Source organism: Bartonella sp. AU18XJBT, from assembly GCF_028618595.1.
GTDB lineage: Bacteria > Pseudomonadota > Alphaproteobacteria > Rhizobiales > Rhizobiaceae > Bartonella.
In genome coordinates this window covers 57132-68754 of record NZ_JAQITE010000008.1, presented here as the reverse complement: position 1 = coordinate 68754, position 11623 = coordinate 57132, and the positions used below count along the sequence as shown (strand labels likewise).

General features: G+C 38.6%; 10 protein-coding genes. 5 read left to right on the top strand and 5 right to left on the bottom strand.

Features of this window, described 5'->3' with window-relative positions; translation table 11 throughout:
- Position 1 precedes the first annotated feature (1 nt).
- The 5 genes from PVV60_RS04060 to virB11 are packed head-to-tail and all read left to right on the top strand — an operon-like array spanning position 2 to position 3835.
- The gene (locus tag PVV60_RS04060) at positions 2–124 is read left to right on the top strand and encodes a TrwH protein (RefSeq protein ID WP_273723311.1); all 123 of its coding nucleotides are present in this window, start codon (positions 2–4) and stop codon (positions 122–124) included.
- The gene (locus tag PVV60_RS04055; RefSeq protein WP_273723305.1) at positions 121–822 is read left to right on the top strand and encodes a virB8 family protein; all 702 of its coding nucleotides are present in this window, start codon (positions 121–123) and stop codon (positions 820–822) included. Before PVV60_RS04060 ends, PVV60_RS04055 begins: the two co-directional genes overlap by 4 nt.
- Before the next feature lie 13 nt (positions 823–835).
- On the top strand, positions 836–1642 hold the full coding sequence (gene virB9 / locus PVV60_RS04050; protein WP_273723303.1) for a P-type conjugative transfer protein VirB9: 807 nt from the start codon (positions 836–838) through the stop codon (positions 1640–1642).
- On the top strand, positions 1642–2799 hold the full coding sequence (gene virB10, locus PVV60_RS04045) for a type IV secretion system protein VirB10 (protein ID WP_273723301.1): 1158 nt from the start codon (positions 1642–1644) through the stop codon (positions 2797–2799). Before virB9 ends, virB10 begins: the two co-directional genes overlap by 1 nt.
- Positions 2774–3835 (top strand): P-type DNA transfer ATPase VirB11, encoded by a 1062-nt coding sequence (gene virB11, locus PVV60_RS04040; protein ID WP_273723299.1) that lies wholly within the window; start codon positions 2774–2776, stop codon positions 3833–3835. The genes virB10 and virB11 overlap by 26 nt, the downstream gene beginning before the upstream one ends.
- A gap of 3244 nt (positions 3836–7079) precedes the next feature.
- Here the strand turns inward: virB11 and PVV60_RS04035 are convergent.
- The 5 genes from PVV60_RS04035 to rplS form a co-directional block, all read right to left on the bottom strand.
- Positions 7080–7859 (bottom strand): succinate dehydrogenase iron-sulfur subunit, encoded by a 780-nt coding sequence (locus PVV60_RS04035; protein ID WP_273723297.1) that lies wholly within the window; start codon positions 7857–7859, stop codon positions 7080–7082.
- Between the two features lie 15 nt (positions 7860–7874).
- On the bottom strand, positions 7875–9719 hold the full coding sequence (sdhA, locus tag PVV60_RS04030; protein WP_273723295.1) for a succinate dehydrogenase flavoprotein subunit: 1845 nt from the start codon (positions 9717–9719) through the stop codon (positions 7875–7877).
- Positions 9720–9725: 6 nt separating this feature from the next.
- A complete protein-coding gene (gene sdhD / locus PVV60_RS04025; RefSeq protein WP_273723293.1) occupies positions 9726–10112 on the bottom strand; it encodes a succinate dehydrogenase, hydrophobic membrane anchor protein in 387 nt (128 codons plus the stop codon).
- A gap of 18 nt (positions 10113–10130) precedes the next feature.
- Entirely contained in the window at positions 10131–10532 is a 402-nt protein-coding gene (gene sdhC / locus PVV60_RS04020) for a succinate dehydrogenase, cytochrome b556 subunit (RefSeq protein WP_273723291.1), read from the bottom strand.
- A gap of 475 nt (positions 10533–11007) precedes the next feature.
- Positions 11008–11448, bottom strand: a complete 441-nt coding sequence (gene rplS / locus PVV60_RS04015) for a 50S ribosomal protein L19 (protein WP_273723289.1) — start codon at positions 11446–11448, stop codon at positions 11008–11010.
- Positions 11449–11623 lie beyond the last annotated feature (175 nt).

The window sequence follows — 11623 nt, the reverse complement described above, 5'->3', positions numbered from 1 at the left end:
GATTTTGATTGCAAACCTTTTATCAGCTTGTGCATTAGCACCAAAGCTAAAGCAACCAAATAACTGGAACCGCGTACCCATTAATAAAACAATCCCGGCCGAAATTAAGCGAGGAGCCATATGAAAACAAAACAAGCAAAACCAGTGAAAGCCGAACAACTTAGAAGCTATTATGAAGAAAGCCGTGGTTTAGAACGCGATCTTATAAATGAATTTATAAGATCGCGCAGAACGGCATGGCGTGTAGCGAGTACTGTTGGTCTTTTTGGTTTATTCGGTATGATATGTGGAGTCGTTGGATTTTCTCAACCAGCTCCAACACCTTTAGTATTGCGCGTTGATAATACGACAGGTGCAGTTGATGTTATCTCAATCATGCGTGAACACGAGACCAGCTATGGTGAAGTTGTAGACAGATATTGGTTAAACCAATATGTGCTTAACCGCGAGACTTACGACTACGATACCGTTCAACTGAACTATGACACAACAGCACTTTTAAGTGCGGCATCTGTTCAACAAGAATATTATAAAATCTATGATGGAGAAAATGCACGAGACAAAGTGCTTTCCAACAAAGCACGTATCGCTGTAAAAGTACGATCAATCCAGCCTAATGGGCTTGGTCAAGCAACTGTACGTTTTACAACGCAGCAACATGACAGCAACGGTGTTGCTACTGGACCAAAACAACATCAAATTGCAACAATTGGTTACACCTATGTTGGTGCACCTATGAAATCATCTGATCGATTGCTTAACCCCCTTGGTTTTCAAGTGACAAGTTACCGTTCTGACCCGGAAGTCCTGTTGAATGATTAAGGAATTGATTGTTATGAAAAAACTTGCATTCGTTGTTCTATTGTCTTCATTTTCTTCTCTTTATACAGTACCTGTGCAGGCACTCAAAAGCCCATCAAATTCACAATATGATCACCGCATTCGCTATATAACATATAACGAAGCCGATGTGGTTCAAATTGAAACAGTTCTTGGTGTAGCAACACATATTATTCTTGAAGAAGGTGAACAGTATATCACTCATGCCTTTGGCGATTCGGAAGCCTATGCCTTTGCTCATAAAGGGCGGCATATTTTTATTAAACCAAAAGCAGAACTCGCTAATACCAATCTCATCGTTGTAACTGACAAACGGAGTTACAAATTCCGACTACAATTTCGTAATGACCGTGCGGGATCAACATATGAATTAGCTTTCCATTATCCCGATTCAAATGATGGAAAGTCAGAAGAAAACAACCGACGCCTTGCGGTTGAGCGTGGTTTTCACCAAAGCGTCAACGGCTATAATCTCAGTTATACCATGAGCGGTCACCAAGATATTGCTCCGATAAATGCTTGGGACAATGGGCGTATTACTTACTTCAAATTTCCCGCTAACATGGATATGCCATCGATTTATGTTGTAGATGCTGAAGGAAATGAAAGCTTAATACCACGCACCGTTATCGGCAGTTCTAATGATATTATCGCCGTTCATAAGGTCAATCCTAAATGGCTCATACGACTTGGTAAACGTGCTCTAGCTGTTTTTAATGAAGCCTATGACCCCAATGGCGTACCAAACACAACAGGGACAGTATCTTCGGTGGTTTATCGTATCAATAAAGGAGGAAAATGATGTTTGACAATAAGGAAGGAGAGGGAAAAAGTACAAAACTCGATAACGTCGAGCAAAAACATATTGAAGGTACCTATGGAGGGTCGGAACTAGGTTCTGAGCGTCGTCCAACAATTCCAGGTGCCCGTGCATTGTTAATGGTAGGACTTATTGTCATAGTAGCGATACCGATTGCCTTGACTTGGAAAGCTTTTAAAATGCATAATACCGCGGAAGTTGAGGAAGAAAACCCACAACAAATAGTGCAGCAAATTATACCAAACTACGTCCCTCGGATTATAGAAGAGCCAAAGCCTATAGAAGAAGCAGAGAAATCAACACAAATAGAAGATTCAAGCCTAGATATTCCACCGGCCTTGAGTAAGCTTCTTCAAACAGCCATTCCTCCACATATGCTCCAAGATTCTGAAGAATTAGCACGCAAACGTATGCTTAGTTCTAGCCTTAACAGCGGTGGTAGCGAAGGATCTACAGATACAAGTAATAAAGCATCGAATAATGATAGAAGTAATGGCGCATTATTTGATAACCTTCAACCCGTGCGTTTAGGTCAATCACATGCGATGCAACTTCGTAACCGTGACTTTTTGATTACGCAAGGAACGCAAATAGATTGCACGTTAGAAACAAAAATCATTACATCACAACCCGGAATGACGACGTGTCATTTAACACGCGATATTTATTCCACAAGTGGTCGAGTTGTTTTGCTTGACCGTGGTTCTAAAGTCGTTGGTTTTTACCAAAGTGGCATGCAACAAGGACAAACGCGTGTGTTTGTGCAGTGGTTACGCATCGAAACACCTTCTGGTGTTGTTGTCAATCTTGACTCACCAGGCACGGGTCCTCTGGGGGAAGCGGGTATTGGTGGCTGGGTTGACAGACACTTTTGGGAGAGATTTGGTAGTGCAATTATGGTAAGCATTATCGGTGATTTAGGAGAATGGGTAAGAAGCAAAGTTAGTAAAAGCAGCAAAGAAAATAAAGAGAACTCACAAAATAAAGGTAATCATGATGCTGAATCTATAGCAATCGATTTTATTCAAAATTCCATCAATATCACACCAACACTTTACAAAAACCAAGGCGAACGAGTAAATATTTTTGTTGCTCGTGATCTGGATTTCAGCGATGTCTACAGTCTTGTCACACGTTAACCCGATACAGAAAGATCAAGCTGTTTCTCAGCTTCTACAACCGCTTGATTGTTTCTTAGAAGATCCCACGATCACTGAATTATCTATTTGCCGCCCCTGTGAAGTATGGACGAAAAGCTTTAAGGGTTGGCAAGTACATAGCGTACCAGAGTTAACAACCAATTTTTTGCAAACGCTCATTACAGCTATTATCGTTTATAACGGTATGGCTCCCAGAAGTATTAATTATGTGCTATTGCCTGGTGGACAACGTGGTACAATTATACAAACGCCAGCTGTCGTTGATGGTGCTCTTTCCTTTGTGATTCGTAAACATTCTCTTATAGTTAAGACGTTAGAAGAACTCAAAGAAGAAGGTGCATTTGATGATTTCTCCGATGTAAGTTTTAACAAACCTTCAAAAAAAGAAGCCAATAGCTTGTTATCGAAGCAGGACTTCACAAGGTTGGAACCATTTGAAGTTGAACTCTTGCAACATAAACGTGATGGAAAGATTCTTGAATTTTTACAAGAATGCGTCCTTCATAAACGCAACATTATTATTGCAGGCAAGACAGGATCTGGTAAAACAACATTTGCTCGCTCTTTAATTGAAAAGGTTCCTGTAGAGGAGCGTATTATCACAATTGAAGATGTTCATGAGCTTTTTCTACCCAATCATCCCAATCATGTGCATATGATCTATGGTAACAATGTAGGCCGTGTTTCAGCTGAAGAATGCCTAGATGCGTGTATGCGTCAGTCACCCGACCGAATTTTTCTCGCTGAATTGCGAGGCAATGAGGCATGGGAATATCTCAATTCACTCAACACTGGTCATCCAGGATCGATTACGACAACGCATGCCAACAGCGCTTTGCAGACATTTGAACGATGTGCCACCTTGATTAAAAGATCAGAAGTTGGCCGGCAACTCGAGTTAGAGATGATAAAAATCGTTCTCTATACAACAGTTGACGTAGTGTTGTTCTTTAAAGATAGAAAACTCTCTGAAGTCTTTTACGACCCGATTTTTGCCAAATCAAAAATCGCTTAAAGGGAGCTTCCTCTCATCAGTAATATGATGCAAACAAAAAATAGCCGTAACTAATTGTTACGGTTATTTATTTAACTTTCCCTATTCTCTTTGCTTCTCCAATGCACTTTCTACACTCTTCATGAATAAAAAAAGAAAAAAGTTAATAGACAACAACTTTACGAGAAAACCAAATTATACATAAGGCTCTCTCTATTCTCTTACCTTTGATCATTCTTTCCATTTATCTTTTGAAAAAGTATGTTTGATGCAAAAAAGAAAAAAATAAATTTTGATTTGTCTATCAATGATAGCTTTGTAAAATAGATGCTTTCGATCATCACAAATGATTATCGTCATCAAGATCAAAACTTATCGTTTAAAAATTCTAAGTGCCATTTTCAAGTGATTAATAAATATGTTTTTTAGCCAAACAATCTCCAGATACGGAAAACCTCATACGAAATAAACCATCATTTCGATTTAGCATCTACAAACCACATTCCATTTGGTAATAAAAAATATAGTAGCATATCAACGTCTTCTTCGAACGACGAAAGATTCTTAACCTCCGGCTGGCAGAAACAACTAAATTTTTCTAAGCAAGCTCTGCTAACCATATCACATAGCCTATGTCCCCCTCCTCAAGACGATATCCATAAACTACACAGGTAAGCTCTACTCTAAATATTCCTTCCCTCTTCTCTGCTCCTCAAAAAGAGAAAATTCCTAAAAGCACAGATTTAAAATCCCACTTCTTAAGATGCATCACATTGATTTATAAAGAGTGTTCATTATTTTGCGTGTTAGATAAAAGATCTTAGTACCGTAGGATTCTCTCATTGCATGTCTCTTGCACATTCCAAGTAAATAAAGCTATGTAGAATGAAACTGTATAAAAAAGCACTAAAAATGCCTCTTATAAACCATCCCAAATGTCAAAATGTTCGTAACATTGGGAGTTTGAAAAGTGTCTAATGGCGCCCAGCTTGCGCTTTTATGAAGTGTAAAATGGAGATGCTCTATAAATTTTATATTGTTCATCGGGGCTTTACCATTATACCATCCACGAGCTCTATCGTAAAATGAGCTTGGGCACCTGAAAGAAAGGTTTCTTTAAAACAAGCGCGCAAACTGACCAGCCAAGTGTATTTTGTTTGGGGCGTTCTGTTTTGATAAGGGTTGTGATCTTATTAACGAGAGAAACAAAAGCGTGAAACAATGCCTAATCTCTATTACTTAAAAGAAATTACTCTAGGCTCTTTGAAAGTCATAAAACTGAACTAAAAAATAAAGGCAAAAACGGAAACTGATTTACATCTTTACAGCTTCATATTCTCCCTAAATTAGGAGACTGTATACCAGTTTCAGAGATTACACCAACAGAAAGATACCTAATATTCTTAACTCCCATCTGGTAGATAAAAGCTGCAACAGCAAAAACTCTTTTAGAAAAAAACGCCATAAAATCATTAATAAACTGGCAATAAATTGGAGAAATGTTCCAGATTTTATCAAACACTCTGCAAAGCAACAATAATGATACAACTGGCTTTGCGTTTGCTTATTCTTACAGGTTTCGTACCCATCTCTTGCATCAATTCGTGAAAATTAAATTGAAGGGGATATATGAACAATTCTTGACTCGAGAATATGAAAGATCTGCATGATACTATAAGAATTTTCACGTACCCTTATGATCAGAAGCATTAAAAATTTTAAAACAAGCACGCTTGTTTTTTCGCAATGATTTCTTTTTTCTGCAACCAGTCGTGGTCCTTATTAACATGAATTTCCTATCACAATATATAAGAGAGATTAGACTAAAAACCTGTCCATGTAGATTTCGCTCTAGTTTACGTAATTGGCTAACAGACTCCACCTATCGCACCTCAAAGGACGAAGCTTCTTAGTACGCACTGATCTGCAAATTATTCGCCTCCTCGCCTAGCAGATTTCACCTTCTAACCACTTTAATTACCACATCCTAAATACGATAATGTTTTACGGCACAACAGAATAAATACCAAAACAATGACCGATTATACCGTTAATACTTGGATACCTCTCTTTCATGTTAAGAAATATCTTTTATGCCGAAAAATAAAATAAAAAACACTTTTACTGCTTAAACAACTTTCTTAAGCATATATACAAGGAAAAATGAAATCCCCTAACATTATAAATACGATCTAAACCTAGAAATCTCTATTTTTTATAGATAAAAACATATAAAATCAAAGCCTACGAAACTCATCAAAATACAACATATTTTCTTTGATGATTGAATTCTTTCAACTCAAACAAACCTATAAACATCCCTTATTTTACATTCGCAACAGGTGTTCTGAGAATTCTCACTACCGTTTTCTAAATTTTTAGAAAAACCTATAAATTTGATATTTTTTCAAACGTCTTATCTGCTCTTTAATGAATTTAAATCTATGACGTTGCAATAATTTTAAATTACTGCCCCCTTAACTGTATGGTCTATCTCTACAATAGATAGGAATTTTACGTTCTCCATTTTGAGAACTATAAATTTTGTTTTTTTAATGCTATTAACAATCCAATCTTTAAAATAAAAAATATACTCTTTAAATATATAAATGATGTTACCAAAAATTTCTAATCTCTGAATATTAGCAATGTTTTCGATATTATAATAAATGTGTCGTAAAATGACGAACTATCATAATGACCACTCCTTTGTATTTCATTTGAATAATTTACATGCGTTATAATATTCGTATCAGCATTTATTTTTTGTGCTCTATTTATACAGAGTTATCTTTTTATAAAAAATGATTAATTGAATCTGCATTAAAATAAAAATTCTGATGCGAATTTAATAAAAATAAAAACACATGGCATATTAATTTTATTATTTTTACATAGAACGCTATTTAAAGTATAATTTATCCGAACAACTAATGCCTTTTTAAATGCAATAATAACTATACTAACTGCTTCATAGGAGCCAATAAATTTTAGAGACTAAACCTCAAGAAGCGCAAAAAACACGCACAATTTTCTATTTTTCTTTTTACTGTTCGTTAATCGGCCAATTTTCAAAGATAATATTCAACTATGAGTTTTCTGCTCAGCCATTGCAAGGATTGCTTAATTTTTAGGGATTACTTCGCTTTTAGAATAATTATAGCTACTGCGCCCTTATAAACAGCCAATCTTCTTTAGAGATTTAATTGCTAAAAGGAGATCCAACTTTCTACCTTACGCTTTATTTTCATCAATCAGTAAATTTTCAAAGGCGGCGTTCAACCATAAGTTTTTTAATTTCAGCAATCGCTTTCGCTGGATTTAATCCCTTTGGACAAGTTTGCGCACAATTCATAATCGTATGGCAACGATAAAGGCGGAAAGGATCTTCTAAATTATCAAGACGTTCACCACACATCTCATCACGTGAATCCGCAATCCAGCGATAAGCTTGAAGCAAAACAGCAGGGCCCAAATAACGATCACCGTTCCACCAATAACTTGGACATGAAGTCTGACAACACGCACACAAAATACACTCATAAAGGCCATCGATTTTTTGGCGATCAGAGTGACTTTGTAACCATTCTTTTGCAGGTTCAGGAGAAACTGTTTGCAACCAAGGCTCAATGACTCGGTGTTGCGCATAAAAGCGCTTCAAGTCAGGAACCAAATCTTTAACAACCGGCATGGAAGGCAAAGGATAGACTTTAATGGGGTGTTTTACATCATCCATACCTTTGGTACAAGCCAATGTATTGGTTCCATCAATATTCATCGCACATGAACCACAGATGCCCTCACGGCAAGATCGACGAAGTGTCAAAGTTGGATCAATATGGTTTTTAATAAACAAAAGCCCATCAAGAATCATTGGACCACAAGCAGAACGATCTACATAATAAGTATCCAGACGAGGATTATTCTCATCATCAGGCGACCAACGGTAAACATGAAATTCTGTCAGTTTTGTCGCACCTTCAGGTTTAGGCCAAACCTTCCCCGGTTTTACTTGAGAGTTTTTGGGAAGCTTAATTTGTACCATAATTCGTGTCTCCCCTTAATAAACCCGTTTTTTAGGTGCAATGCGCTTTAAATCGATCCCACCATCAGCTTCAGATGTTAACGGGTCCACATGGACAGGTCGATATGATAACGTCACCTTACCCTCTTTTGACAAATGTGAAAGCGTATGTTTACGCCAATTTTTATCATCACGCTCTGGATAATCTTCACGAGCATGAGCCCCACGGCTTTCTAAACGGGCTTTTGCAGAATGAACAGTCGTGATTGCATTCGCCATGAGATTTTCAAGCTCTAACGTTTCAACCAAATCAGAATTCCATATCAGCGAGCGATCTGTAACTTTGAGGTCAGACAATTCCCCCCAGATTTTATTCATCCGTTGACATCCTTGTTGCAAAGAATCTTCTGTACGGAATACTGCCGCATCTTCTTGCATCGTGCGTTGCATTTTTTCACGCAATAGAGCTGTCGGTATCGTCCCTTGTGCAAAACGTAAACGATCAAAACGCGCTATAATTTCGTCAACAGCTTCTTCATTGATGGGTGGAATTTCTGCATTCCGATCAATAACTTCACCCGCGCGAATGGCAGCAGCACGACCAAACACCACAAGATCAATTAATGAATTTGACCCCAAGCGATTTGCTCCATGAACAGAAGCACATCCTGCTTCTCCTACCGCCATCAGCCCTGGTTGAATACAATCAGGCGAATCAGCCGTTGGGTTGAGAACTTCCCCGTAGTAATTAGTAGGAATCCCACCCATATTATAATGAACCGTTGGCAAGATGGGGATAGGCTCTTTTGTTACATCCACACCCGCAAAAATCCGTGCTGATTCCGAAATTCCCGGTAAACGCTCGTGCAAGATTGCAGGATCAATATGGTTGAGAACCAAATGAATATGGTCCTTCTTAGGTCCAACACCACGTCCTTCACGAATTTCAAGTGTGATACAACGCGAAACCAAGTCACGTGAAGCCAAATCCTTAAAGGAGGGTGCATAACGCTCCATAAAGCGTTCACCTTCAGAATTGATTAAATAGCCTCCTTCACCACGAGCTCCTTCTGTAATTAAGCAGCCAGAACCGTAAATCCCTGTAGGGTGAAATTGCACAAACTCCATATCTTGAAGTGGCAATCCAGCACGTGCGATCATTCCACCACCATCACCTGTACAGGTATGCGCCGATGTCGCGGAAAAATAAGCTCGTCCATAACCACCGGTTGCAAGAACAACCATTTTGGCAGAAAAACGATGTATTGTACCATCATCGAGGTTCCATGCCACAACCCCCGTACAAACCCCATCCGTCATGATGAGATCGAGTGCAAAATATTCAATAAAAAATTGCGCATTATGCTTTAAGCTTTGTCCATAAAGCGTATGCAAAATGGCATGACCTGTACGATCAGCTGCTGCACAAGTACGTTGAACAGGTGGACCTTCACCAAATTGTGTCGTATGTCCACCAAAAGGACGTTGATAAATTTTGCCTTCTTGCGTCCGCGAAAAAGGAACGCCATAATGTTCTAATTCGTAAACAGCAGCAGGTGCATTACGCACCAAATACTCCATTGCATCGGTATCACCCAACCAATCAGAACCTTTCACGGTATCATATAAATGCCACTGCCAATTATCAGGTCCCATATTTGAAAGCGATGCAGCAATCCCCCCTTGTGCTGCAACCGTGTGCGAGCGAGTTGGAAAAACCTTCGTGATACAAGCTGTCTTTAATCCTTGTTCCGCCATACCAAGCGTTGCACGTAATCCTGCACCACCTGCCCCAACAACAACAACATCAAATTTATGATCTACAGTGCGATAAGGGGCGTTACCTGCTTTAGCGCCCAGAGATGATCCTGTACCCGCCATACTTGTTTAACCCCCTAATGCAATTTTCAAAAGAGAAAAAATAATGATACCACCTATGAGAAAACAAAATGAAATATTTAACGTCAAAAAGAATATCCGGAAACCTTCACGTGGAATATAATCTTCGATTACCACTTGCATACCAAGCTTCATATGATAAAGGACTGAAAAAGTCATTAATCCCATCAAAATAGCCACAACAGGATGTGCAAGCCGTGCACGCACAATGCTATAATCCTTGCCTACAAGCGAAAGAATAAGAACAATAAAAAATATCAAAAGCGGCAGATTAACAAGCCCAGTCAAACGCTGTAGCCAAAAATGCTCTGTTCCTTCATGAGCACTCCCACGCCCCCGTACTTTTCCAAGTTCCGTTCGAAAGTCTTTTTTCATATCTCTTTTCACCCCCAGCTAAACAACGCTATATCCAATAATCCAAATTACAAAAGTAACAATAAAAGAAATAAACACTGTCGCCCAAGCAGTGACTGTTGCCTTTTCTTTTGCCAAAAGGCAAGGCATCATATCCCAAACAATGTGGCGAATACCACCAACCATGTGATGAACCCCTGCCAAAGTATAAAGAAACAAGATACACAATCCAAACCAAGAACTATAAATCTCGTGAACCGTTCTGAATGTCTCCTCCCCACACGCAATAGCAATTAACCAAACAGCAAGAAAGACCATTCCAACATAAAGTGCTATACCTGTAATGCGATGCGCAATGGACATAGCCATAGTAATTGTCCAACGATAAATACTTATATGAGGGGAACGAGGGCGCTCTTTTATCCTAGTTGTCTCTGTCATAAAATATCCTGACCTGGTTTTTACTGCAACCGCAATGAACGAGAAAGTTCGCATAAAACGACTAAATATATTATCTCGTTTTTACTTATTTAGCATCTTAAGATACCAATATTACAGGTCGGTTGTCTCAAATAACGGATTAAAGGTCACGCATAAAAAAAACCGATTGCTCCACGGATATAATCCGCAAAACTTGCTTTAATCTAATACAATTTTATCTTCACGTCAAAGGCCTAACATCTTTTCTCAAATTATAAATAGGAATTTTTTCAGATTAAACCTATCCTTTTGAGTATCCTCGATATATGCAATGATATTTAAATTCACCCATTATTAAGAATAAAATGAGGCAAAAATTGATAGATTAAACATTTTTATGTCCCCTCTAAGCCTTTTAAAAGGAAAAACGAATCACGAAAGACACAAATAAGCGGCATAAAAGCCGCTTTTGCATAAAGTTTAGCCGATATAATCTCTACTCAGCAACTTGCTTTTCAACATCTGTGCTTACAGCTGCCACTTCTACTTTCTCAACAACCTTTTCAGCTTTTTTCCGATAATCTCTCTTTTCAGCGATACGCGCAGCTTTACCTCTCAAACCACGAAGATAATAGAGTTTTGCACGACGCACTTTACCACGGCGCACCAGCTCAACACCTTCAATTAACGGAGAATAAACAGGAAATACCCGTTCCACCCCTTCACCATAAGAAATCTTGCGTACTGTAAAGGTCTCATTCAACCCACCGCCTGAACGCGCAATACAAACACCTTCATAAGCCTGAACACGCGTCCGCGTACCTTCCGTCACACGCACCATGACACGGACTGTATCTCCTGGCTGAAAGGCTGGAAATTGGCGCTTTTCTTCAATTTTTGCACATTGTTCAGCTTCAAGTTGTGCGATAATATTCATTTCTTTTATCCTTCATGTTCTTTATCGAACAGTCAGAGCGCTCAACTCTTACCAAAAAAGCCTTTATTAAGAATAAGGAGCTCTTTAGGCTATGCCTTACACAGGAGCGAATACACCATTCCTTCATTTTAATTCTGGAACTACAGAAAACCTTTTATAAAAAACTCTCTAAAAA